This is a genomic window from Saccharopolyspora hordei (genome assembly GCF_013410345.1).
Classification (GTDB): Bacteria; Actinomycetota; Actinomycetes; order Mycobacteriales; family Pseudonocardiaceae; genus Saccharopolyspora; species Saccharopolyspora hordei.
On the sequence record NZ_JACCFJ010000001.1, the window covers coordinates 532,609 to 555,466 of the forward strand.

At 71.2% G+C, this 22,858-nt stretch carries 22 protein-coding genes and 1 tRNA gene; 13 read left to right on the plus strand and 10 right to left on the minus strand.

The annotated features are described in order from the left end of the window. The first annotated feature begins 272 nt into the window (after positions 1-272). Positions 273-701, plus strand: coding sequence for a MarR family winged helix-turn-helix transcriptional regulator (locus tag HNR68_RS02540; protein WP_179717243.1), 429 nt, complete (start codon positions 273-275; stop codon positions 699-701). 47 nt (positions 702-748) lie between these two features. Beyond that, a tRNA-Ser gene (locus HNR68_RS02545) sits at positions 749-833 on the plus strand. 136 nt (positions 834-969) lie between these two features. Here HNR68_RS02545 and HNR68_RS02550 read toward each other — a convergent pair. From HNR68_RS02550 to tgmA, 4 genes are all read right to left on the minus strand, one after another. Continuing rightward, positions 970-1,482 (minus strand): hypothetical protein, encoded by a 513-nt coding sequence (locus HNR68_RS02550; RefSeq protein ID WP_179717245.1) that lies wholly within the window; start codon positions 1,480-1,482, stop codon positions 970-972. A 157-nt stretch (positions 1,483-1,639) separates the two neighbouring features. Further along, positions 1,640-2,794 carry a methyltransferase domain-containing protein gene (locus HNR68_RS02555; RefSeq protein ID WP_179717247.1) on the minus strand — a complete coding sequence of 385 codons (1,155 nt, stop codon included), beginning with the start codon at positions 2,792-2,794 and terminating at the stop codon, positions 1,640-1,642. Further along, positions 2,791-3,744 (minus strand): ATP-grasp ribosomal peptide maturase, encoded by a 954-nt coding sequence (tgmB, locus tag HNR68_RS02560; protein ID WP_179717248.1) that lies wholly within the window; start codon positions 3,742-3,744, stop codon positions 2,791-2,793. Before tgmB ends, HNR68_RS02555 begins: the two co-directional genes overlap by 4 nt. Then, positions 3,741-4,100 (minus strand): putative ATP-grasp-modified RiPP, encoded by a 360-nt coding sequence (tgmA, locus tag HNR68_RS02565; RefSeq protein ID WP_218888175.1) that lies wholly within the window; start codon positions 4,098-4,100, stop codon positions 3,741-3,743. Before tgmA ends, tgmB begins: the two co-directional genes overlap by 4 nt. A 192-nt stretch (positions 4,101-4,292) precedes the next feature. Between tgmA and HNR68_RS02570 the strand changes: the two genes are divergently transcribed. Continuing rightward, on the plus strand, positions 4,293-5,150 hold the full coding sequence (locus tag HNR68_RS02570) for a M15 family metallopeptidase (protein ID WP_179717250.1): 858 nt from the start codon (positions 4,293-4,295) through the stop codon (positions 5,148-5,150). A 6-nt stretch (positions 5,151-5,156) separates the two neighbouring features. Here HNR68_RS02570 and HNR68_RS02575 read toward each other — a convergent pair whose 3' ends face one another. Both HNR68_RS02575 and HNR68_RS02580 read right to left on the minus strand, forming a co-directional pair. Further along, on the minus strand, positions 5,157-5,834 hold the full coding sequence (locus HNR68_RS02575) for a DUF899 family protein (protein WP_179717252.1): 678 nt from the start codon (positions 5,832-5,834) through the stop codon (positions 5,157-5,159). 121 nt (positions 5,835-5,955) lie between these two features. Then, positions 5,956-6,555: a cysteine hydrolase family protein gene (locus HNR68_RS02580; protein ID WP_343049892.1), complete on the minus strand. Its 600-nt coding sequence runs from the start codon at positions 6,553-6,555 to the stop codon at positions 5,956-5,958. Between the two features lie 111 nt (positions 6,556-6,666). On the opposite strand from HNR68_RS02580, the gene HNR68_RS02585 reads away from it, so the two are divergent. Continuing rightward, positions 6,667-7,398: a D-Ala-D-Ala carboxypeptidase family metallohydrolase gene (locus tag HNR68_RS02585; RefSeq protein WP_179717257.1), complete on the plus strand. Its 732-nt coding sequence runs from the start codon at positions 6,667-6,669 to the stop codon at positions 7,396-7,398. Between the two features lie 156 nt (positions 7,399-7,554). After that, positions 7,555-8,073 (plus strand): DUF4352 domain-containing protein, encoded by a 519-nt coding sequence (locus tag HNR68_RS02590; protein ID WP_179717259.1) that lies wholly within the window; start codon positions 7,555-7,557, stop codon positions 8,071-8,073. A gap of 9 nt (positions 8,074-8,082) precedes the next feature. Here HNR68_RS02590 and HNR68_RS02595 read toward each other — a convergent pair whose 3' ends face one another. Then, the gene (locus HNR68_RS02595) at positions 8,083-9,240 is read right to left on the minus strand and encodes an endonuclease/exonuclease/phosphatase family protein (RefSeq protein WP_179717261.1); all 1,158 of its coding nucleotides are present in this window, start codon (positions 9,238-9,240) and stop codon (positions 8,083-8,085) included. Between the two features lie 62 nt (positions 9,241-9,302). Continuing rightward, entirely contained in the window at positions 9,303-10,814 is a 1,512-nt protein-coding gene (locus HNR68_RS02600) for a M28 family metallopeptidase (RefSeq protein ID WP_179717263.1), read from the minus strand. A 180-nt stretch (positions 10,815-10,994) separates the two neighbouring features. Here HNR68_RS02600 and HNR68_RS02605 point away from each other — a divergent pair, with 180 nt between their 5' ends. Next, on the plus strand, positions 10,995-11,972 hold the full coding sequence (locus HNR68_RS02605) for an NAD(P)H-quinone oxidoreductase (protein WP_179717265.1): 978 nt from the start codon (positions 10,995-10,997) through the stop codon (positions 11,970-11,972). A 115-nt stretch (positions 11,973-12,087) separates the two neighbouring features. Here HNR68_RS02605 and HNR68_RS02610 read toward each other — a convergent pair whose 3' ends face one another. Continuing rightward, positions 12,088-13,287 carry a cysteine desulfurase-like protein gene (locus HNR68_RS02610; protein ID WP_179717267.1) on the minus strand — a complete coding sequence of 400 codons (1,200 nt, stop codon included), beginning with the start codon at positions 13,285-13,287 and terminating at the stop codon, positions 12,088-12,090. A 189-nt stretch (positions 13,288-13,476) separates the two neighbouring features. On the opposite strand from HNR68_RS02610, the gene HNR68_RS02615 reads away from it, so the two are divergent. The 6 genes from HNR68_RS02615 to HNR68_RS02640 all read left to right on the plus strand — a co-directional run bounded on the left by HNR68_RS02615 (position 13,477) and on the right by HNR68_RS02640 (position 20,728). Further along, a complete protein-coding gene (locus HNR68_RS02615; RefSeq protein ID WP_179717269.1) occupies positions 13,477-14,004 on the plus strand; it encodes a bacterial proteasome activator family protein in 528 nt (175 codons plus the stop codon). A 214-nt stretch (positions 14,005-14,218) separates the two neighbouring features. Next, positions 14,219-15,079, plus strand: a complete 861-nt coding sequence (wzm, locus tag HNR68_RS02620; protein WP_179717272.1) for a galactan export ABC transporter permease subunit Wzm/RfbD — start codon at positions 14,219-14,221, stop codon at positions 15,077-15,079. Positions 15,080-15,096: 17 nt separating this feature from the next. Then, a complete protein-coding gene (wzt, locus tag HNR68_RS02625; RefSeq protein ID WP_179717274.1) occupies positions 15,097-15,915 on the plus strand; it encodes a galactan export ABC transporter ATP-binding subunit Wzt/RfbE in 819 nt (272 codons plus the stop codon). After that, complete coding sequence (gene glfT1 / locus HNR68_RS02630; RefSeq protein WP_179717276.1) at positions 15,912-16,826, plus strand: galactofuranosyltransferase GlfT1; 915 nt, start codon at positions 15,912-15,914, stop codon at positions 16,824-16,826. The genes wzt and glfT1 overlap by 4 nt, the downstream gene beginning before the upstream one ends. A gap of 169 nt (positions 16,827-16,995) precedes the next feature. Continuing rightward, a complete protein-coding gene (locus tag HNR68_RS02635) occupies positions 16,996-20,304 on the plus strand; it encodes an arabinosyltransferase domain-containing protein (protein ID WP_179717278.1) in 3,309 nt (1,102 codons plus the stop codon). Positions 20,305-20,458: 154 nt separating this feature from the next. Continuing rightward, positions 20,459-20,728 carry a hypothetical protein gene (locus HNR68_RS02640; protein ID WP_179717280.1) on the plus strand — a complete coding sequence of 90 codons (270 nt, stop codon included), beginning with the start codon at positions 20,459-20,461 and terminating at the stop codon, positions 20,726-20,728. Between the two features lie 112 nt (positions 20,729-20,840). Here the strand turns inward: HNR68_RS02640 and HNR68_RS02645 are convergent, their stop codons facing one another. After that, on the minus strand, positions 20,841-21,281 hold the full coding sequence (locus tag HNR68_RS02645; RefSeq protein WP_179717282.1) for a GtrA family protein: 441 nt from the start codon (positions 21,279-21,281) through the stop codon (positions 20,841-20,843). A 202-nt stretch (positions 21,282-21,483) separates the two neighbouring features. On the opposite strand from HNR68_RS02645, the gene dprE1 reads away from it, so the two are divergent. Beyond that, positions 21,484-22,848, plus strand: a complete 1,365-nt coding sequence (dprE1, locus tag HNR68_RS02650) for a decaprenylphosphoryl-beta-D-ribose oxidase (protein WP_179717284.1) — start codon at positions 21,484-21,486, stop codon at positions 22,846-22,848. The last annotated feature ends 10 nt before the right edge of the window (positions 22,849-22,858 follow it).

The following is a 22,858-nucleotide window of genomic DNA, read 5'->3' on the forward strand; positions in this document are numbered from 1 at the left end:
TCTCCCTCGGCCAGCCCGCTGAGCACGGCCCGCGACGGCGTCGGTGCTCCCCTGGTGATCGCGGAACCGGCTCGACGCGGTGCTGCGCGCCACGAGCGCGACGGGCGCCCCTCGGTCAGCGGCGTTCGCCGCAGACCGTGCTCCGCGGAGCCGGGCACGCCCCGATGGTATCGGCGCCGAGCGGTCCGGCGGCGAACGATTTTCGCGGGCGCCGGTCCGCCTAGTAACCTGATCAAGTGACAGAGGGCACTCGATGGCTGAACGATCGTGAGATGGGGGCGTGGCGCGCCTACATCGTCGGCAGCGCGCTGCTGGAGCATCGTCTCAACCGGGACCTGCAGCTCTCCCACGACCTGTCGATCGCGGACTACGAGATCTTGGTCCGGCTCTCCGAGAGCCCGGACCAGCGGATGCGCATGAGCGAGCTGGCCAACGACGTGGCGCACTCCAAGAGCCGCACCTCGCACCAGGTCCGCCGCCTGGAAGCGGCCGGCCTGGTCCGCCGCGTCGAGTGCCCGGACGACGGCCGCGGTGTCCTCGCGGTGCTCACCGAGGCGGGCGCGGCGAAGCTCCGCGAGGCGGCCCCCGTCCACGTGGCGAGCGTCCGCGAGAACCTGATCGACCTCCTCGACGAGCACGAGCAGGAGGTCCTGGGCCGGATCTTCGACCGGCTGACGGCTCACCTGGGCGGCATCAAGTAGCGGCCCGCCTGCGCGCCGACGCGGGCTCGTTGGCTACGCTGCGGCCTGGAAGCGTGGCAGAGCGGCCGAATGCACTCGCCTTGAAAGCGAGCGTCCCGAGAGGGACCGCGGGTTCGAATCCCGCCGCTTCCGCTCCAATGACCAGCGCAAACAGAGCCCGGCGGGGACCTCCCCGACCGGGCTCTGTCGCGCTTCGTCTCAAATTTCGTCTCAGTCCTGGTCTCGATCGACTCTTCCTGGTGCGTCCTCGTCGGGGCTGGTGACGAGCTCAGCGCGGCGGTCGCTGCCTCGGCGCGGCCAGGAAGAGGATGCTCACGGCACCGAGCATGCCGCCGACGGCCATGGCGGCTCCGGCCCAGATCCGGGTGGTGCCCGACACCGCCTGGTCACCGTAGGGCCGCTCCGCAGGCGGGACCTCGGCGGCGATGCTGTCCACGAGCCGCTGGACCTCGTCCTGGTCCTCGGCCGACAGCCCGTCGTCCCCGAGCTGCTCGACCAGGTCCTGCACCTGATCTTCCTGGTCGTCGGTGAAACCCGTCAGGTGGACCCGCCCCGATCCGAGGCCCCCTTCCGGAACGCAGTCCAACACCTCCCCGTCCTCGATCCTGAGGTACAGGTCGTGCGCGTCACCGCACCCGGAACCAGGGACGAACCCGACCACGTAGGCCCGGTCGACGTAGCGCTGCTCCCCGAAGCCGACCAGCACGGACGTCGCACCGTACGCGGCCAGCGCCACACCGGCCAGGGCGCCGAGGAACGCCAGCACGAACCGCATCCACACCGCAGTCTCCCGCCCTCGGCCCACTCCGTCGCACGGAAGTGAAGCACGCGCACGACCGGTTCCGGGACGAGTCGGAGGAAGAACCCGCTGGCTCGACCTGGTCGTCTTGCTGGACGCCCGTGCTCGCAGCGCTGGGTCCAGGGGCTGGACCCGCTGGTCACGGCAGGCGCCAGCGGTGCTCGCCGTGCGGGTCGTCGATCCACACCTGCTGGTCGTCCGGAGTGACGGTCATGCCGAGGCGGGGCCAGTCCGGCTCGCCCGCCTCTCGCCACAGGTGGTGTGCTCGCTCGACCGCCCGCCACAGCGGGGTGGGGCCGCTCTCGGTCACCGACCACGTGCCCTCGCGCGTCGGTTCGAGCGCCACGAGAGCGTGCGACCCGTCGGGCGCGGTGACCGTCCCGGCCGTGGGCCGACGGGTGTCCGGGTCGAACCGCACCCCGGGGCGGACGCCGCTCGGCAGTCCGGTGAGGTGGGCCAGGAACCACACCACCCGGTCGCGCTCCCAGGGGTTCGGCGGCGCGGTCGTGGTGCGCGTCCGCCCGTCCTGACCGGCTGGCGCGCACTGTGCGCGCAGCCGCTCGTGGGGGTGGCGCATCGTCATGAATGCCGCCCACCGGTCCGTGAACCGCCCCGAGAGCCGGTCGCCGTCGCGGCGCAGCAGCACCAGGTTTCCCGCGCCGGTACCGACCTTGACGTCGACGAGCAACAGGCCGCCGTCGGCGAGCTGGTCCCGCCAGGCCACCGGCACGGCCGGCACCGAGCACGTCGCGATGATGCGGTCGTAGGGCGCGTGCTCGGGCAGTCCCCCGGCGCCGTCACGGGTGACGAGCGTCGGGTGGCGCCCGATCGAGGCGAGCCGGTCGCGTGCCGGGTCGACGAGCTCGGCGTCCAGGTCGACGGAGAACACCCGCTCGTCACCGAGCCGGTGCGCCAGAAGCGCCGCGTTGTAGCCGGTGCCGGTCCCGATCTCCAACACCCGGTGCCCGTCGTGGACGTCGAGGGATTCCAGCATCCGCACCATGAGGTCGGGTTTGGTGCTGCTGGAGATCCCCTCGCGGTGCGTGCCCCGGTCGGCGAGGGCGGTCACCAGCGTGGTCGCCGAGTAGACCCGATCGAGCCCGCTCGGCGAGGTCAGGTCGAGCGGGTGCCACTCGCCGGTCGCGTCCTGCTCGTGGGCCTCCGGGACGAGCACGTGCCGCGGGGTCGCGGCGATCGCGGCCTTCCACGCCGGATCGGTGAGGTCCCCGCGGGCTTCGAGCTCGTCGGCGAGCGCCTGCGCACGGCTTTCCCACGCGACGTCGAGCGTGGTCATGGTCGCCCCTCCGTCAACAGGTCGGCGAGAGTCCCCGTCAGCGGCGCACCGGTGCAGGACTCGATCCACCCATACTGCCCACCCGGATTGACCTCCAGGAAGACCCACTCGCCCTCGGGGGTCACCACGAAGTCCAGCGCCCCGTACACCAGCCCGAGGCTCCGCATGAGTGCGTGGATCCCCTCGGTGACGCCGCTGGGCGGCTCGATCAGGTCGTACGACAGGGCGTCGTAGTCCGAGCGCCAGTCGACGCGGGAGGCGGCGTTGCCTGCGTAGATCGCGGCCGCGGTGAGGTGGTGGCCCAGGACGATGACGCGCACCTCGAACGCCTTCGGCACCCATCGCTGCACCAGGTGCGTGGTGACCTCGATCCCCCGCAGGTCGGCGAGGTCGTCCTCGACGAGCACACGCGTCCACGACAGCTTGCGCATGCCCTCTTCCGAGATCGTGTTCGCGCCCAGCAGCTTGGTGACCGTGCGTCCCTCGGCTGCGAACCGGCGCACGGTGTCGGCTTCGTTGGTGATGGCCGTGTCCGGGACCGTGAGCCCGCACTCGTACGCCCGGACGAGCTGCACAGGCTTGTACGCCGCGTCGGCCATGCGAGCAGGGTGGTTCACCCAGAACACGGGCAGGCTGGACAGCACCCCGCCGAGGCCGTACTTGGCTTCCACGGAGGCGTGCTGGCGTTCCGGCGCCGACAGCTCGTCGGGCATCCGGTACGCCTCAGGACTGCGGTACCACACCGCGTGGACTTCTTCCAGCTCCACGCAGTGCGCCGGTGTCCGCAGGTACCCGGACCAGCGTCCGCCGCGCAGCCCAGCGGAAACACTGAGCTGCGCGGGGAACCACGCGGTGTTCACCCTGACCACCGGTGTGCCGCGTTCTCGTAGTGCGAGCACCACGGCGTCGGCAGACGGGTCGAGATCCCTCGCGAGGACCAGGACCGTCATGCAGGTGTTCCCGGTGCGTCTCCGATGAAGTCGTGCACCCAATCCTCGTTCGGCCCCTCGTCACCGTCGAGGCTCGACACCGAGTCCGCGGACGGGTCCGTGCGCAGTTCGTTGAGCGCAGTCCCGTCGAGGTCCACCGCGATCTGCCTCTCGTGGTCATAGCGCCACGCAGGCAACGGCTCCACCGTCTTGTTCGACAGCGCTGACATGCCCCGCAACCCCCACGGGCGGACTCCCTCCCCGGAGGCAGGGGCGGTGTTGTTCGACGCCCCCAGCGGGCGGCCGAGCGGGAACTGCGCGCTGTCGGGTGCGATCGGGTCGTGCGCGAAACGCGTCGTCATCACAGCAGAGTTCATGATCGAACTCTCGCGCACCCGAAGCGCGAAGGCGGGTATGTCGTGCACGCCTACCCGATCAGCGGACCGCCCCTACCCGATCAGTGGACGGCGGCGAACGCGGGCAGGTGGGGCTGCGGTGATCTGGTCGGCGGGCTCGGTGCCTCCGCTCGACCGGTGCGCTGGTGGGGTTCGGGGGGCTACCGTGGCGGCATGATCCGTGGTGCGCGGCTGGTCTCGGCGGTGGCGTTCGTGTTCGTGGCGGCGGCGTGCGGGACGGCTGCGCCGCCTGCTCCGGCGCCGCCCAGTCCGCCCGCGGAGAGCCCGGCTCCGCCGAGCCCCGCGCCGTCGAGCCCGGCGGCCGAGGTGGAGCACGCGCCGGCCGGGTTCGTGCGGTTGCGGGACGTCGATCCCTCGATCATCGAGGAGATGCGCTACGCGACGCCGCACAACTTCACCGGGGACCCGGTGCCCGGCTACGACGAGCCGATGTGCGTGGTGACGCAGCCGCTCGCCGACGCGCTGCACCAGGCGCAGCAGCGGCTCACCAGCCAGGGCTACAGCCTCAAGGTCTACGACTGCTACCGGCCGCAGCGCGCCGTGTCGCACTTCGTCGAGTGGTCGAAGGACGTCGACGACCACCGCATGAAGGAGGAGTTTTACCCGGGCCTGGACAAGTCGCGGCTGTTCGCCGAGGGCTACATCGCCGAGCACTCCGGGCACAGCCGGGGCAGCTCCGTCGACCTGACCATCGTCACGCTGCCCGCCGCGCCGCAGCGCCCCTACCAGCCCGGCGAGCCGCTGACCCCGTGCACCGCCCCGGCCGGGGAGCGGTTCCCGGACAACAGCGTCGACATGGCCACCGGCTACGACTGCTTCGACAGCCTCGCGCACACCGACGACCCGCGGGTGACCGGCGAGGCCAGGGCCAACCGGGACCTGCTGCGCGACGTGCTCACCGCGGCCGGGCTGGAGAACTACGAGTACGAGTGGTGGCACTTCAACCTGCCGGAGGAGCCGTTCCCGGACCAGTACTTCGACTTCCCGGTGAACAGCGCCGCCTTCCGGTGAGCCCCGCTAGTCGAGGGTCGGGTACCAGTCGCCGCGACCCCGGGTGGTCAGGTCGAGGACGTGCCAGACCGGGCTCAGCAGGTCGATGCCGCGCTCGGCGATCCCGTCCGACATGCGCGGGTGCGCCGAGTAGACGTGGCGCAGCACGCCGTCCTCGTCGCGGGTGAACACCGACACCTCCGAGTCCTGGCGGCCCTGCTCGTCCTCGCTGCCCAGGTCGCGCTTGAAGGTGTTCTTCGCGGCGCTGAGCAGGCGCAGCTGCGTCCAGCCGCGCTTGCGGGCGTGCTCGCGCAGCTCGGGCAGGCCGGCCGCGGCCACCACCGCGAAGTCGACGGTGCGGCGCAAGTGCTGGGCGACCCCGTTGAAGCCGTCGACCCACATCGTGCACATCGGGCACGGCTCGGTCTGCGCCTTGCCGTACATGAGGTGGTAGAGGACGAGGTCGCGGTCGGGCCCGGTGAACAGCTCCCTCAGGTGCACCTCCCGCACCGGCTCGTCGCCGGCGTCCAGGTCCGCCGGCCCCTCCTCGAACGCGTAGTCGTCGACCACCGGTCCCATGGGGAGCTGACGGCGCTGCTCGGCGACCCGCTCGCGGTGGTGCATCAGCTCGACCTCGGCCTTGCGCAGCTCCTCGCGGGCGCGGACGTACTCGGCTGTCTCCCTGACGAGGTTGGTCTGGCGCATCGCTGCCTCCCCTCGCACGCTGCCGCCATCGTCTGCCCCGGAGCCGGGTACCGCCAGGTGGGCGGAGCCGGACGACGGCCGCGGTGTGCCCGGGGGTGGGCGACAGGGCCCGCCGCGGGGGTCAGTGGTCGTAGGCGATCTGGACGGCTTCGACGGCTGTGGTGCGGCCCTCGGTGACCAGGTCGAGGTTGGCCAGGGAGGCCTCGTGCACCGCCTCGTCGGCCGCGGCCACGCAGTCGCTGACGACCCGGACGCGGAAGCCGAGGTCGGTGGCGTGGCGGGCCGTCTGCTCCACCGTCAGGTTCGTCGCGACCCCGGTCAGGAACAGCAGGTCCACGTCCCGCTCGCGCAGCCAGGTCGCCAGGTCGTTGCCCGCGAGGCCGGAGAGCTTCTGGTTGTCCACCACGTGGTTCGTCGGGTGCTGCATCTCGGGGATCAGCGCCGAGCCCGGCGCGTCCGGGCGGAAGGCCTCCTGCGCGTCGGCCACGGCCCGCATGAACGCGGTGTTGCGGACCAGCTGCCCCTCGCCCTCCGGGACGGTGAAGCGGGTGTGCACGACGTCCGCGCCCGCTTCCTCGATGGCGCCGTGGAACCGCGCCGCGCGTTCCACCACCCCGCTGCGGGCCACGGGCTCGGCGAACATCCCACCGAAGAAGCCCTCGGGCTTGATCACGTTGACCTGCCAGTGCAGTGCCAGCACGGCACACCTGCGCTCACTCACCCCGACGATTCTGCCGCAGTCCGCGGTGAGCAATTCCCGACAAACCGCACCTTCTTCGTCAACTCCTGCCATCCTGCGGGCCCTGGTCGTCGATCCGGATGGGAGTTGCTCATGTCCACAGGTCCGTGGCGGCTCGTCGCCGCACTGGCGATGGCCGTGCTCGTGTTCTCCGGCGTCTCCGCCACCTCCGCGCCGGAAGCCGCCGCCTACGAGTGGAGCCGTGAGCTCCGCGAGGGCGACAGCGGCGACGACGTCACCGAACTGCAGATCAGGGTCGCCGGCTGGGCCGCCGACAGTGCGGAGCAGACCTCCGTCGCCGTGGACGGCCAGTTCGGGCCCGGGACCAAGGCCGCCGTCATGCGCTTCCAGAAGGCCTACGGGCTCGAGGCCACCGGCGTGGTCGACAGCACCACGCAGGAGGCGCTCAACGCCCTGGAGGACTCCGACGGCTCGACCGCGCACTTCGACTTCTCCGAGTTCCACTCCAAGGACGGGGCCGGGTTCAACAGCGGGAACGTCGGCGCCAGCACCGTCAAGGAGAACGTCCGGCGGCTGATGTACAAGCTGGAGGCCGTCCGCAAGAAGGCCGGCGACGCGCCGATCACCATCAACTCCGGGTTCCGCAGCACGGCGCACAACGACAGCGTCGGCGGCGCGCCCAACAGCCAGCACACCTACGGCATCGCCGCGGACATCGTGATCAGCGGCAAGAGCGTCAGCCAGACCATCGCGCTGGCCCAGACCTCCGGCCTGTCCGGCATCATCCGCTACGACACGTTCACCCACGTCGACAGCCGGGTGGAGTACCCCTACGGGGCCCAGAGCTGGTACTGGAACGTCTGATCACGAGCCGGGGGCGCAGCCCGTACCGGCTGCGCCCCGGAAACGCACTCGAGTGCACTCGGAACAAATGCAAGAACTGTTCCGGGAAAAGGGGTCCGAAGCCGATCTCCGTTGCCATCGTTTCCGGGTCCCTGACCCGTGAACTGATGAGGAGGAGTGAAGAAGTTCATCGCGCCTGTGGTCGGAGTGGTCCTGGTGGGTCTGGCCGGATGCGGCGCTGCCAGTGAGCCCACCACCCCCGCGCCGGAGCCGCAGTCCCAGTCCGAGCAGAGCGAAGCCGGCACCCCGCAGGTCGGCGGCAAGGACGTCGCGTGCGGCGAGACCGCAGGCATCGAGGAGGAAGGCGGCCAGTACGCCGTCACCGCCACTCCGCTGCAGGACGTCACCGAGTGCACCACCCCGCCGGAGGGGGCGAGCACGTCTCCACCGACGTCTGGCGGGACCGGGGGCGTCGTCGCCTCGGTCGACTTCGTGCTGGTCGACGCGGCGGGCAACCAGTACCCGAGCGCGGCGCCCAACGGGACCGACATGACGGGCGTGCTCTTCACGACGCTGCTGACCGTGGGCGATCCCGACAGCGGGAAGGTCTCCTTCGACGTCCCCGCCGACGCCACCGGCCTGCGGCTGCTCTACCAGCCGCTCACCGCGCCCGAACTCATCGGCAGCTGGAGCTGAGCCGCGAGCTCACACCCTCACGTCCACCCACACCAGGTGGTGGTCGGAGGCGTCGTTGAGGCGGGACAGCTCCTCGGCCGCGGTCGGCCAGAACACCCCGGAGCGCAGCGGGACCAGCGGAGCCGACGGCAGGACGTAGTCGACGCGGATGTTGCCCGGTGACTCGTCGTCGAAGTCGCCCGTGTCGAACCACGGGTTCCCGCGGTGGTCCGCGTTCGCGCCGCCCTGGGTCACGCTCGCCTCGACCGCGCCGGCGCTGCCGGGCCGCGGGTCGATCACCCGCGGGGCCCGCAGCAGCTGGCGGGCACCGTTGCTGTCCCCGTCCAGCGGGTCGGAGTTCTGGTCACCGGCGATGACGAACCGGGCACCGGGCTCCAGCCCACCGCGCACGCCCTGGTCGTCGTAGACGTGGTCGCCGCGCCCCGGCGTCACGTAGTCGGCCCAGAACCGGATCTCGTCCTGGTTGCGCAGCACGTTGCGCTTCTCCGGGCCGTCGAAGGCCGGCGGGGTCGGGTGCGAGACGAGGAAGTGCACCGTGCGGCCGCCGACGTCGATGGGCAGGTCCCAGTGCGACTTCGACGACAGCCGGACCTGCGCCAGCTCCTCCGGGGTGAACCAGTCCGCGGGCTCCGGCGTCGCCGGGTCGTCCGGGAGCCGCGCGCCCGGCAGGTCCGCCCAGCGGAACTGCTGGAACGTGCGGGCCGGGCCGATCGGGTACTGCGACAGCACCACCATGCCGTACTGGCCGGGGAACTCGCCGAAGCCGTGCGCGTCGCCCGGACCGCCGACCTGGCCGTCGTTGTCGAGGTCCATCCCCGACGGCACGCCCGTGTTCACCGGCGCGGTGTAGGCGTAGGGGTAGTCGATGGGGTCGGCACCGTGCTGGCTGCGGGCCAGGTAGTTGGTGCGGAAGGCGTCGACCGCGCCCTCGGCGTGGTCGAACTCGTTGAGCAGCACCACGTCCGGGCGGACCCGCTGCAGCACCTCGGCCACCTGCTGGGCCTGCTCGTCGTCCGGTGTGGACAGGTCGGCGAGCAGCTCGCCCTCGGTGGCCCGGTTGAGCGAGGCGTTGAACGTCGCGAACCGCACGGTCGCGTCGGCGCTCGCGGTCGGGGTCACCAGCGCGGCGGCCACCGCGGCCGCCACCACCAACACCGCGCGTCGCACGGCACCCTCCTTCTGCGGGCAGGGACGTGCGGGGCGCGCGGCGGCGCCCCGCACGCCATCGGTCAGGACAGGTCGTGGCCGTGGCCGACCTTCGGGGCCTGGGCGGTGCTCTGGGCCATCAGCGTCGCCTGCGCGGCGCGCAGCTCGGCGCGCTCCTCGCGGGACTGCATGCCGTTGACCGCCTCGGTGCTCTGCGCGTAGGCCTGCACCACCTCGGCGATGCCCTTGGTCATCCGCTCCAGCGCGACCCGGTCCACGTTGGACAGGTCGTCCCCGGCCGCGTGGTAGTTCGGGTCGAAGGCGATGCCCGCGGTGCCGCCCCACTTGGCGGCCTGCTCCTCGGTCTTCAGGTCCTCGACACCGGTGTGCATGCCACCGGACGGGATGCCCACGGCGATGAACTCACCGTAGTCGGAGCGGCCGTTGAACTCGCTGGGCTCGGCCTCGATGCCCTGCTCGGCCATCGCGGCGAGGAAGTCCTCCTTGATCTGGCCCGAGCCCTGCGGGCCCTCCGGGCCACCGGTGGACCCGTCGCCGTCGTAGACGAAGTAGCCGGCGTTCGGCGAGCCGATCATGTCGAAGTTCACGTACAGCGCGATGTCGAGCTGCTGCTCGAAGGTCAGGCTCTGCACGTACTTCGTCGAGCCGACCAGGCCCGACTCCTCCGCGCCCCACCAGGCGAAGCGCACCGCGTTCTCGACGTCCGGGCTGCCGCCCATCTTCAGCGCGGTCTCCAGCAGCCCGGCGCTGCCGGTGGCGTTGTCGTTGATGCCCGGGCCGTCCGGCACGCCGTCCAGGTGCGCCCCGGCCATCACCACGTTGTCGGTGCGCCCGGTCTTGGTCTGCGCGATGACGTTGCGGGTGGTCACCGTCTCCAGCCGGGCCTGGATGTCGAGCTGCACCTCGGCACCGGCCTGGCCGGCCAGCGCCTCGCCGACCTCCTTGGTGACCCCGACGGTGGGGACACGCCCGGCGTCGGCGTCACCGAGGGTGCCGTTGAGCGCGCCCTCGACGTTGTTGTAGATGATCGCGCCGACCGCGCCGGCGTCGGCCGCGATCTGCTGCTTCACCGCGAAGTCGCAGGCACCGCGCTGGATGAGCACGACCGTGCCGGTGACGTCGGTGCCGTCGTAGTCGGTGGCCTCGCAGCCCGGGGTGTCGTCGACCGGCAGCACCGACAGCGGCGCGGTCAAGCCACCCTCCGGAGTGGACGGGGAGTACTCCATGACGTCGCCCTCGGTCGGCTGCCCCCCGACCGACAGGCTGGAGGAGTCCTCGAAGTACGCCTCGTAGGTGAACTCCGGGGTGGTCACGTCGAAGCCCGCGCGCCGCAGCTTGTCCACGACGTAGTCCACGCTGGCCTCGTAGCCCGGTTGCCCGGACGCGCGGTTGCCGCCGTTCTGGTCGGCGATCCGCTGGAAGGCGATGAGGTGCCGGTTCACGGCGTCGCCGTCGATCGTCGCGGCGAGGTCGGCCGGGGCCGCACCGGCCGGGGTGACAGCGAGCGCAGCCGCCGCGCAGCTCGCGGCGAGAGCGGTGATCGCACGCCTGGATGTGATGGTTCGCAAACTCATCATGCTCCCCGTTTCGGGTGGATTTCGTGACGCAAGCCTTGGGAGGATCACATTGCGAAGTCAAGGACTTACCGGCAAGAGTTGAGAACCAGGGACCAATTCCCGTTTTTCCCGTATTGTGCGTCCTGCCCGGTCCCCGCGCACCGCGCGAACCGTCCGGTTCGGACTACCGTCGCGGACATGCATGCGATCGCGATCCGTGAACCCGGTGAACCGGACGTCCTGGAGTGGACCGAACACCCCGACCCGCGGCCAGGTCCGGGCGAGGTGGTCATCGACGTGGCCGCCAGCGCGGTCAACCGCGCGGACCTCAGCCAGCGCGAGGGGAACTACCCGCCGCCGAAGGGCGCCAGCGAGGTCGTCGGGCTGGAGTGCTCCGGCACCATCGCCGAGCTGGGCGAGGGCGTCGAGGAGTGGCAGGTCGGCGACGAGGTCTGCGCGCTGCTCGCCGGTGGCGGTTACGCCGAACGTGTTGCGGTGCCCGCCGAACAGGTGCTGCCCAAGCCCGCCGGGGTGGACCTCGTCGAGGCCGCCGGGCTGCCCGAGGTGTGCTGCACCGTCTGGTCCAACGTGATCATGGAGGCGGGGCTCCGAAGTGGACAGCTGCTGCTGGTGCACGGCGGTTCGGGCGGCATCGGCACCTGCGCGATCCAGGTCGGGCGGGCGCTCGGCGCGCGCGTCGCGGCGACCGCGGGCTCCGAGGCGAGCCGCCGGCTGTGCGCCGAGCTCGGCGCGGACCCGGTGATCAGCTACCGCGACGAGGACTTCGTCCCGATCGTCAAGGAGCTCGGCGGCGCCGACGTCATCCTGGACAACATGGGGGCGTCCTACCTGGACCGGAACCTGTCCGCGCTGGCCCCCGACGGGCACCTGGCGGTCATCGGCATGCAGGGCGGCCGCAAGGCCGAGCTGGACCTGGGGAAGATGCTGGTCAAGCGGCTGCACCTGTCGGTGCTGGGCCTGCGCGGGCGGCCGCTGTCGGGCCCGCACGGCAAGGCCGCGATCGTCACCGACGTGCGGGAGCGCCTGTGGCCGCTGGTCGAGGCCGGCCGGGTGCGGATGCCGGTGCACGCCCGGGTCCCGCTGCCCGAGGCGGCCCGCGCGCACGCGATGCTCGAAGCCGGCGACGTCCGGGGCAAGATCCTCCTGGTCCGCTGACCCCGGGGGCAGCCAGCTCCAGTGCGCCCGGCCGGTGGCGGGTGTCGGTTCCGCCCACGACCGGCACCCGCCCCGGGGTCTGCGCGCAGTCGGCCGCGAGGGGCGGGTTCGTCGGTCAGGCGAGGTCGGCGACTGCGCGGACGAGCTGGTCGACCTCGGCTGCGTTGGTGTAGTGGGCCAGGCCGACGCGGACCGCGCCGCCCACCTCGCCGACGCCGAGGACCGCGAAGACCCCGTGGGTGCCCGGGTCGGCGAAGGCGCAGATGCCGCGCTCGGCGAGGTGGTCGACGGCGTCGACCGCCTTCACCCCGTTCACCGTGAACGCCATCGACGGCACCCGGCGCATGGCGTCGCCGATGACCATGACGTGGTTCATCTTGCGGAGCCCGTTGGTCAGGTTCGCCAGCAGGCCCGCCTGGTACGACTTCACCGAGCCCAGCGAGGTCAGCAGCCGCTCCCGGCGCGGCCCGACCGCGGCGTCGTCCAGCGCGGCCAGGTAGTCCACCGAAGCCACCAACCCGGCCAGCAGCGGGTACGCGTGCGGGCCGAGCTCCAGGCGCTCCGCACCGCGCGCACCGGGCTCCAGCGCCACCGACGGCAGCTGGTCGAGCATCGCCGCGTCCCGGAACACCAGCGCGCCCACCGGCGGCCCGCCCCAGGCCGAGGCGTTCACCGCCATCACGTCGGCGCCCATCGTGGTCATGTCCAGCGGGACGAACGGCGCGGCCGCCGAGGCGTCCACCACCACCAGCGCGCCGTGCTCGGCCGCCGCCTCCGCGGCCTGCCGCACGTCCGGGCGGGTGCCGACCGCGCCGGAGGCCGCGGTGAGGGCCACCACCTTCGTGCGCGGGGTCACCAGCTCCTGGTACTGCCAGGTGGGCAGCTCGCAGGTCTCGATGTCGACCTCGGCCCAGCGCACCGTGCTGCCGGAGCGCTGCGCCGCGCGCACCCAGGGCGCCACGTTGGCCGGGTGGTCCAGCCGGGAGACGACCACGTCGTCACCGATCATCCAGCCGTCGCCCAGCGCGTCGGCCAGTCGTTGCAGCAGGACGGCGGAGTTCGGGCCGAGCACCACCCCGGCCGGGTTCGCCCCGACCAGGTCAGCGATCGCGCGACGGGCGGCCTCCACGATCGCCTCGGCGCGCTGCGAAGCGGGGAAGATCCCGCCCGGACCGGAGACCGGGGCCCGCAGCGCGGTCGACGCCGCGGTCGCCACTTGTTCAGGGACCTGCATGCCTGCCGGGGCGTCCAGGTGCACCCACCCGTCGCCGAGCGCGGGGAACAGCCCGCGAACCGCCGCGACGTCGAACGCCATGGAGGACACGTTACGGACGGGGCGGTCGGCGCTGGCTGCGGGGTGGGTGCCCGCGTCGCGCCGCGCACGTCACGCCCGTCACCCCCGCGCGCGACGTCCGTCCGTGGTGTATTGGAGCTGTGAGGGCCGGGCGGATCGGCTCCGGCACCGCCCGTGCACAGCGTCCGACCAACCCGCCAGGATGGAGACATGACCCGCGAAGACAGTGAGGGCAGAGCGCAGGTGTTCGTGGTCGGCGAGGACGGCAAGCCCCTGGGCGCGATCGCCGAGGGCGAGCAGACCGAGCGCGGCGAGGACATCAACGACCTGGTCGAGCAGCCCGCCAAGGTGATGCGCATCGGCACCATGATCAAGCAGCTGCTGGAGGAGGTCCGCGCGGCGCCGCTCGACGAGGCCAGCCGCACCCGGCTGAAGGAGATCCACCAGTCCTCCATCCGCGAGCTGGAGCAGGGCCTGGCGCCGGAGCTCATCGAGGAGCTGGAGCGGCTGTCGCTGCCGTTCGCCCAGGAGCAGACGCCGTCCGAGGCGGAGCTGCGGATCGCGCAGGCCCAGCTCGTCGGCTGGCTGGAGGGCCTGTTCCACGGCCTGCAGACCGCGCTGTTCGCCCAGCAGATGGCGGCCCGGGCCCAGCTGGAGCAGATGCGCCGCGGCCTGCCGTCGGCCGGCGGCGGCGGGGACGACCACGGTCACCACCGCGGCACCGGCCAGTACCTGTGAGCCACGGGTGACCGCGGTCCCACCGGCCACCGCGGTCACCCACAAGGGTTGCCTACGCGCGATTCACCCGGGGATCTCCGTGCCCGGTTCCCACGGGGACCGCGGTCCTCGCGAGGTCCGTGCACGGGGCGTGGAGCAGCTGCTCCGGGGGCTCGCGCCGTGGAGTGATGCCCTGGCCTGGAGGGCACTCCACCGATCGGTACTCTGACGCACTGTGCAGTCCACGAGCACGGTAGAGACCCCCCCTCCTCCAGCGGCCGAGTCGTCCCGGTCCTGGAGCAAGGCGTTCAGGGACATCCGCGACGGCCTCAAGCAGCGACAGCTGTGGGCACACCTCGGCTGGCAGGACATCAAGCAGCGCTACCGGCGCTCGGTCATCGGCCCGCTGTGGATCACCATCGGCATGGGCATGACCGCCACGGCGCTCGGCCTGCTCTACTCGCAGCTGTTCAGCCAGGACCTCAAGACGTTCCTGCCGTACCTCACGGTCGGTTTCATCGTGTGGAACTTCATCCTCGGCTGCCTGACCGAGGGCACCGAGGTCTTCATCGCCAACGAAGGGCTGATGAAGCAGCTGCCGTCGCCGATCAGCGTGCACATCCTGCGGCTGGTGTGGCGGCAGTCGCTGTTCTTCGTGCACAACATGGTCGTCTACCTGGTCGTGCTGGCGATCTTCCAGATGCCGATCAGCTGGACCATCATCACCGCGATCCCGGCGTTCGGCCTGCTCATGCTCAACGGCGCGTGGGTCGCCCTGCTGTTCGGCATCATCGCGACCCGCTTCCGCGACATCCCGCCGGTGATCAACAGCCTCTCGACCCTGATGTTCTTCATGACGCCGATCGTGTGGAACGCCGAGATCCTGCAGAGCAAGGCGCCCGAGCTCGGCTGGCGGTCGAACCTCGCGGACCTGAACCCGCTGTACCACTACATCGAGATCATCCGCGATCCGCTGATCGGGCAGGACCAGATGCTGTACCACTGGGTCATCGTCCTGTGCTGCACCATTGTCGGATGGGCGGTTGCGCTGGTCGTGATGCGCAACTACCGCGCCCGCGTCACGTACTGGGTCTGATCGGGGGCTGAGGAACTGTGGTCAGCATCGACGTCTGGAACGCAGCGGTCGACTTCCCGATCTTCGACGCGAAGTCCCGCTCGCTGAAGAAGGCCGTGCTCGGCAAGGCCGGCGGCAAGATCGGCACCGACAGCCGGGTCCCGATCATCGAGGCGCTGCACGACATCACCCTGTCGCTGCGGCACGGCGACCGGGTGGCCCTGGTCGGCCACAACGGCGCGGGCAAGTCGACCCTGCTGCGGCTGCTCAGCGGCATCTACGAGCCGACCCGGGGCAGCGCGCGGGTGGTCGGCAAGGTCGCACCGGTGTTCGACCTCGGCGTCGGCATGGACCCGGAGATCTCCGGCTACGAGAACATCATCATCCGCGGGCTCTTCCTGGGCATGACCCGCAAGGAGATGGAGAAGCGGGTCGACGACATCGCCGAGTTCACCGAGCTCGGCGACTACCTCGCGATGCCGCTGCGCACCTACTCCACCGGCATGCGGGTGCGCCTGGCGCTGGGCGTGGTGACCTCGATCGACCCGGAGATCCTGATCCTGGACGAGGGCATCGGCGCGGTCGACGCGGAGTTCCTGGAGAAGGCCCGCGACCGGCTGCACGACCTGGTCCGGCGCTCCGGCATCCTGGTGTTCGCCTCGCACTCCGACGAGTTCCTGATCGAGCTGTGCAGCACGGCGATCTGGATGGACAAGGGCGGCATCCGCGAGCAGGGCTCGCTGCGCGAGGTCCTGACGCACTACAAGGGGTACGACCCCTTCGAGCACCTCAGTGAGGAAACCCTGGCGCGGATCGGTGAGTCCGCGGCCACGATCGGGAGCAACGAAGGCGCATGAGCACCGACTCCGCACAGCAGCTGCCGGCCGGGTCCGTCGTCGCGGTGATCGTCACGAGGCACCGCCGGGAGCTGCTGGCCGAGTCCTTGAAGGTCATCGCGAGCCAGACCCGGTTGCCCGACCACCTGGTGGTGGTCGACAACGGTCCGGACCAGCCCGCCGAGGACGTGGTGGCGGACTGCCCCGTCCCGTCGACCTACATCCCCTCGCACCGCAACCTGGGCGGCGCGGGCGGCTTCGCGCTCGGCATGCTCACCGCGCTGTCGCTGGGCGCCGAGTGGGTGTGGCTGGGCGACGACGACGGCCGCCCGGCCGACGAGCACGCGCTGGAGACGCTGCTGGACGTCGCCACCAAGCGGCGGCTGGCCGCGGTGTCGCCGGTGGTGGTCAACATCGACACCCCGGACACCCTGGCGTTCCCGCTGCGCCGCGGGCTGACCTGGAAGCGGCGGGTCAGCGAGCTCGGCGACAGCGACTTCCTGCCCGGCATCGCGTCGCTGTTCAACGGCGCGCTGTTCCGCGCCTCGACCCTGGACGTGGTGGGCGTGCCGGACTACCGGCTGTTCTTCCGCGGCGACGAGGTGGAGATCCACCGCCGCGTGCTGCGCTCCGGGCTGCCGTTCGGCACCACGCTGAAGACGACGTTCCTGCACCCGGACGGCTCGGCGGAGTTCAAGCCGATGCTGGGCGGCCGGTTCCACGCGCAGGACCCGTCGGACGCGAACAAGCGCTACTACACCTACCGCAACCGCGGGTACCTGCTGTCGCAGCCGGGGATGCGCAAGATCGGGGCGCTGGAGGTGCTCCGGTTCGGCCTGTACTTCGTGGGGCAGAAGCGCGACCCGAAGGCGTTCAAGGAGTGGCTGCGGCTGGTGCGGCAGGGCCAGCGGGAGCACTTCTTCCGCCGCTGAGCGGACGACCGCGGTGGGTGGCCGGACTGGTCACCGAGCGCTCACGGGACGCTGAGAGCCACCTGAGAGCAACCTGAGACCGCAGCTCACGAGGTCGGCCCGGGTGTTCTCGTGCACACCCGCGGAATGCCGCGAAAGCCCTCGTACCAGCAACTACTATTCTCCACCCGTGCTCAGTGGCCAGGAGGAAAGCCGCCGAACGGACGACACTTCGGCGCACACCGAGACGAACCGGCAACCGTCCGCGAAGCGGCTCAAGCTGTTCGCGACGGTCTTCGGCTTGCTCGGCACCGTGCTCGCCCTGGCGGTGCCCTTCCTCCCGGTCAACTACGACATCACCACGCTGAAGTGGCCGACGGCCGAAGGCACCAAGTCCGTGTCGGCCCCGCTGCTGAGCTACTCGCCGGTGTGGCTCAACGCCGACATCGCCTGCGCCTCGGCGCGCGACCTGGACGCGCGCACCAACGGCCCGGGCATCCTGCTGAGCACCAACCCGCCGTCGTCGGACTACGGCAACCTGACCGGCCTGGTGCTGCAGGTCGACGACGGCCACCTGACGCTGCTCAACAAGGGCCAGCAGGTGGGCACGGTGCCGCTGCCCGACGGCGACTGCTCGATCCAGCTGCGCTCCGACGCCTCGGCCACCACCGCCACCGTGGGCAGTGAGTCGCTGGCCAACCTGCGCGGGGACCAGCGCCCGCAGCTGACCGGCATCTACTCCGGCCTCAACGACGCCATCGACGACGTGCGCGGCCTGTCCTTCGAGGCCCGCGTCGACAACCGCTACGAGAGCCAGCCGACCGCGGTGAAGCTCGCCGCGATGGCGGGAGCGGTCCTCGCGTTCATCGCCTCCGCGGTCTGCCTGCGGCGACTGGACGTGCGCGCGGGGCGGCGACCGCCGAAGTGGGCCCCGGCCGGCTGGTGGAAGCCGACCTTCCGCGACGTCTCGGTCATCGGCGCGCTCGTCGTCTGGTGGGTCATGGGCGCCATGACCTCGGACGACGGCTACATCCTGAACATCGCGCGGGCGCGCGAGAGCTTCGGGTACGTCAGCAACTACTACCGCTGGTTCGGCGGTCCGGAAGCGCCGTTCGGCTGGTTCTACGAGCTGTACGCGCTGTGGGTGCAGATCTCCACGGCCACGCCGTGGGTGCGGCTGCCCGCGCTGCTCATGGGCATCGTGTCCTGGCTGCTCATCAGCCGCGAGGTGCTGCCCCGGCTCGGCCAGCAGGTGCGGCGCTCCAACGCCGCCGGCTGGGCCGCCGCCGCGGTGTTCCTGGCCTTCTGGCTGCCGTACAACAACGGCCTGCGGCCCGAGCCGGTCGTGGTGCTGTTCTCGCTGCTGGCGCTGTGCGCCGTGGAGCGCGCGGTGGCCACTGGCCGGCTCATGCCCGCCGCGCTGGGCCTGGTCGTGGCCGCGCTGTCGGTCGGCGCGAACCCGCACGGCCTGGTGTCCGTGCTGCCGTTCATCGCGGCGCTGAAGCCGCTGTTCCGGCTGGTGCGCAAGCGCGCCCAGGAGTTCGGCTGGCTGCCGGTGCTGGCGCCCATCGCCGCGTCCGGGTTCGTGATCCTGGCGCTGGTGTTCTCCGACCAGACGTTCCGGTCGGTCATGGACGCCACCGAGCTGCGCACCGACCTCGGCCCGAGCCAGAGCTGGTACGAGGAGCTCAGCCGCTACAACCTGCTGTTCAGCCCGACGCCGGACGGCTCGATGACCCGGCGGTTCCCGGTGCTGCTGGTGATCCTGTGCCTGGTGACCTGCGCCGTGGTGCTGCTGCGCCGCGGCCAGGTCCGCGGCGCGGCGCTGGGGCCGAGCCGGCGGCTGCTGGCCGTCGTCGCGATGGCCTTCGGCGTGCTGGTGCTCACCCCGACCAAGTGGTCGCACCACTTCGGCATCTTCGCCGCCTTCGGCGGTGCGCTGGCCGCGCTGACCGCGCTCGCCACCAGCACCACGGTGCTGCGGTCCAAGCGCAACCGGGCGGCGTTCGTCGCGATGCTCATGGTGATCCTGGCGTTCGCGGCCACCGGCCCCAACGCCTGGTGGTACGTCTCCGGCTGGGGCGTGCCCTGGTTCAACATGCCGCCGGTGCTGGCCGGGTACCGGCTGAGCACGATCTTCCTGGTCATCGCGGCCATCGCGCTGGTCGTGGCGTTCATCGAGCACCTGCGCATCGACGAGAACAACCCGAAGGTCGTCGACGAGAGCTCCACCGGCGAGGAGAAGCGCAGCCGCGCGCTGCGGCTGGGCACCGCGCCGCTGTCGATCGTGTGCGCGCTGCTGGTGCTGTTCGAGCTGGCCAACTTCGGCAAGGTCATCCAGAAGCAGTGGGGCAGCTACAGCATGGGCGCCGACAACGTGAAGCAGATCGTCGGCTCCAGCTGCGGCCTGTCGGACTACGTCTACGTGGAGACCAACCCGCAGTCCGGCATGCTGCGGGTCTCGCCCGAGCAGCCCGAGAAGGGCGCGCCGTCGCAGGACGTCCGCATCCCCATCCCGCCGAAGCGGCTGGAGGGCAAGGAGGACATCGACCAGTACATGCGGGCCAAGATGGTCGGCTTCAACCGGCCCGGCCTGCCCGCCACCGACGACGACAGCGGCGACCCGCAGGAGCCCGACTGGAAGCCGCCGCACCAGTTCGGCAACGACCGGGCGCCGGTGTGGGGCAGCTACGACCAGGCCGGCACCGGCACCGGCGAGCTGCGCACCCAGTGGTACGACCTGCCCGAGCGCGCCCGGACCGGCGAGGTGCCGGTGGTGATCTCGCTGGCCGGCAACGAGTTCGGCGCGAACTCGATCTCGCTGGAGTTCGGCCACGACACCCCGGAGGGCTTCCTCATCACCGCCCGCAAGTACGTGGTGCAGCCGGGCGGCCCGGGCTGGCGGGACTTCCGCTACACCGTCGGCGGGCTGTCCGAGGGCGCCACCAAGATGCGCGTGGTGGCCACGGACAACTCGGTCGGGCCCAACGGCTGGATCGCGGTCAGCGCGCCGCGCGCCCCGCAGCTGGTGAACATGACCGACTTCGTCGGCGACCAGCCGACGTTCGTGGAGTGGACCGCGGCGCTGGTGCACCCGTGCCTGCAGCTGCCCGGCGTGCACAACGGGGTTGCGGAGATCCCGAAGTTCCGCGTGTCGGCCGGCGCCGAGGTCCGCGAGATCGGCCAGGGCTGGTCGTCGCCGGACGCGGGCGGCCCGTTCGGCTGGCTCAACGTGGCCACCAGCATGCGCGAGCTGCCGACCTACCTGCGGAACAACATCCACCGGGACTGGGGCTCGCTGTACGCGGTGGACCCGTACGAACCGGACGCCCTGCCCGCCCAGGCGGCGATGGACGTGCACCGCGAAACGCACTGGGGCACCTGGACCCCGGGCCCGCTGTCGAAGACGGTGTACCTGCCGGGCGACGTCCCGAGCAGTGACGACCGCAACGACGTCAAGGCGTTCGAGGCGCCCGAGGAGGACGAACCCGAGCAGTGAGCGGGGCCTCCGGTACGCCCTGGGCGAAAACCGCTGGTGAGCGGGCTCGGCGACCTCTGCCGACGGCGAAACCGGCTGTCCCGGCCGGGCTCGCCGTGGTGCGCTGGGATCCCCGGTCCTCGACCGAGGAGGACCGCTGCGACCGGAGGTTCCCATGCCCGAGAAGCGACCCGGCCTGGTGCTGCACCTCGCGGGCGTCAGCCAGCCGCTGCACATCGCGCTCGCCCAGGAGGAGGCCGACGCGCTGCGCGACGTGCTCGCGGACCTGATGGCCAACGGCGAGACCAAGGCGCTGGCCACCGCGGACGGCGGCAGCTTCGCGGTGAACTTCGCGCACGTGGCCACCGCGCACGTCGAGACGACGCGCTCCCACGCGCACGCCTACGGCGCCCCGGCCAGGGGCACCGGGTTCCGCAACGGCTGAGCGCCCCGGGGGCGGCGGGCGCGCGGCCGCCACCTGCGGCCGCGCACCGACCCTCGCCGGGGCGCTCGAACACGGGTTCAGGTCCGGGCGCCGGGGCACCCGGTGCTCCGCGTCACTCGCGGAAGACGACCCACTTGAGCATCACGAAGTTGATCAGCGTGCCCAGGCCCTGCGCGACGACCCAGCAGACCGCGTAGCGCAGCTGCTCGTGGAACTCGGGCAGCGTCAGGTACAGCAGCTGGTTGGTGCCAACGTTGACGAAGAACGTCGCGGTGTAGACGATCGCGAACCCGACCGCCTTCGCCCGGGTGTTGCCGGTGCTCGCGCCGCTGAAGGTGAACTTCCGGTTGATCAGGTACGAGGCCGTGGTGCCGAGGATGAACGACACGGCCTTGGACACCCAGTTCGGCAGGCCGAACGAGAGCAGGAGCGCGTAGGTCCCGGCGTCGATGATGGCGCAGAAGCCGCCGATCACGACGAAGCGGACGAGCTGGTTCAGCACGCCCAGCCGCTTCGGTTCCGCTTGGTCCGTCTGGGCTTCAGCCACGGCCACTGGTCCACCTCGGGATTTCGACGGCAGGTCGTTCGGCGCCCGGGCTCCGTCACGCTCTGGAACACCCGCACGGGCACCCGGGGCGCGGGAGACCGAGCTCCACACGCGCCCCGGGCGAGTGTAGCGATGACGCATCGCACACCGCCGAAGACGGCGCGCACCCGCGGCGGTGGCCCCAGCCAGCGCGGATAGACTCGGCTGGGTGGGATCGGCAAAGGACGAACTTCAGACGCTGACGGGCTGGGGGCGCACTGCGCCGACCAGGGCGCGCGTCGTGCGCACCCCGGACGTCGAGGCCATCGCCGAGGCCGTCCGCACCGCCGGTGACCGGGGCGTCATCGCTCGCGGCCTGGGCCGCAGCTACGGCGACCCGGCGCAGAACGCCGGCGGCACCGTCATCGACATGACCGCCCTCGACCGCGTGCACCAGATCGACGTGGACGAGGCGACGGTGGTCGTGGACGCCGGGGTGTCGCTGGACACCCTGATGCGTGTGCTGCTGCCGCACGGGCTGTGGGTCCCGGTGCTGCCGGGCACCCGGCAGGTCACCGTGGGCGGCGCGATCGGCTCCGACATCCACGGCAAGAACCACCACTCGCAGGGCTCGTTCGGCAGCCACGTGCTGTCGATGGACCTGCTCACCGCCGACGGCCAGATCCGCACGCTCACGCCGGAGGGCGAGACCGCGGAGCTGTTCTGGGCCACCGTCGGCGGGATGGGCCTGACCGGCATCGTGCTGAGGGCCACGATCCAGCTCAAGCGTGTGGAGACCGCCTACTTCCTGGTCGACAACGTGCGGACCACGAACCTGGACGAGCTGCTCGAGCACTTCACCGACGGTTCGGACGACAACTACGTCTACTCGGTCGCCTGGTTCGACTCGCTGGCCCGCGGCGAGCAGCTGGGGCGCGCGCTGCTGACCCGCGGCAACTCGGCCAAGCTCGAGGACCTGCCGAAGAAGCTGCGCAAGGACCCGCTGGCGTTCCACGCCCCGCAGCTGATGACCGCCCCGCCGATCTTCCCCAACGGTCTGGTCAACAAGTTCACCATCACCGCGTTCAACGAGGTCTGGTACCGCAAGGCGCCGACCGAGTTCGGACTGGTGCAGAACATCACCCAGTTCTTCCACCCGCTCGACCTGGTCGGCGAGTGGAACCGGGTGTACGGCCCGAACGGTTTCCTGCAGTACCAGTTCATGGTGCCGTTCGGCCAGGAGGCGATGTTCCGCCGTTCCATCGACAAGATCAGCGCATCGGGCCACGTGTCGTTCCTGAACGTGCTCAAGACGTTCGGCGAGGGCAACCCGGCGCCGATGTCGTTCCCCCGAGAGGGCTGGACGCTCACCGTCGACATCCCCATCACGCCGGGCTTGGACCGGCTGTGCAACGAGCTGGACGACATGGTCCTGGAGGCGGGCGGACGCCTGTACCTGGCCAAGGAGTCCCGCACCACGGCGGAGATGATCGAGCGGATGTACCCGCGCATCGACGAGTGGCGCACGACCCGCGCTTCCGTCGACCCGGAGGGCGTTTTCCGCTCCGACCTGTCCCGGAGGCTTGGCCTGTGACGACCACGTT

Coding starts and splice junctions, on each gene's coding strand:
- HNR68_RS02540 (WP_179717243.1), top strand. CDS start 273: ATGGGGGCGTGGCGCGCCTACATCGTCGGCAGCGCGCTGCTGGAGCAT.
- HNR68_RS02555 (WP_179717247.1), bottom strand. CDS start 2,794: ATGACCACGCTCGACGTCGCGTGGGAAAGCCGTGCGCAGGCGCTCGCC.
- tgmB (WP_179717248.1), bottom strand. CDS start 3,744: ATGACGGTCCTGGTCCTCGCGAGGGATCTCGACCCGTCTGCCGACGCC.
- tgmA (WP_218888175.1), bottom strand. CDS start 4,100: ATGAACTCTGCTGTGATGACGACGCGTTTCGCGCACGACCCGATCGCA.
- HNR68_RS02570 (WP_179717250.1), top strand. CDS start 4,293: ATGATCCGTGGTGCGCGGCTGGTCTCGGCGGTGGCGTTCGTGTTCGTG.
- HNR68_RS02575 (WP_179717252.1), bottom strand. CDS start 5,834: ATGCGCCAGACCAACCTCGTCAGGGAGACAGCCGAGTACGTCCGCGCC.
- HNR68_RS02585 (WP_179717257.1), top strand. CDS start 6,667: ATGTCCACAGGTCCGTGGCGGCTCGTCGCCGCACTGGCGATGGCCGTG.
- HNR68_RS02600 (WP_179717263.1), bottom strand. CDS start 10,814: ATGAGTTTGCGAACCATCACATCCAGGCGTGCGATCACCGCTCTCGCC.
- HNR68_RS02605 (WP_179717265.1), top strand. CDS start 10,995: ATGCATGCGATCGCGATCCGTGAACCCGGTGAACCGGACGTCCTGGAG.
- HNR68_RS02610 (WP_179717267.1), bottom strand. CDS start 13,287: ATGGCGTTCGACGTCGCGGCGGTTCGCGGGCTGTTCCCCGCGCTCGGC.
- HNR68_RS02615 (WP_179717269.1), top strand. CDS start 13,477: ATGACCCGCGAAGACAGTGAGGGCAGAGCGCAGGTGTTCGTGGTCGGC.
- glfT1 (WP_179717276.1), top strand. CDS start 15,912: ATGAGCACCGACTCCGCACAGCAGCTGCCGGCCGGGTCCGTCGTCGCG.
- HNR68_RS02640 (WP_179717280.1), top strand. CDS start 20,459: ATGCCCGAGAAGCGACCCGGCCTGGTGCTGCACCTCGCGGGCGTCAGC.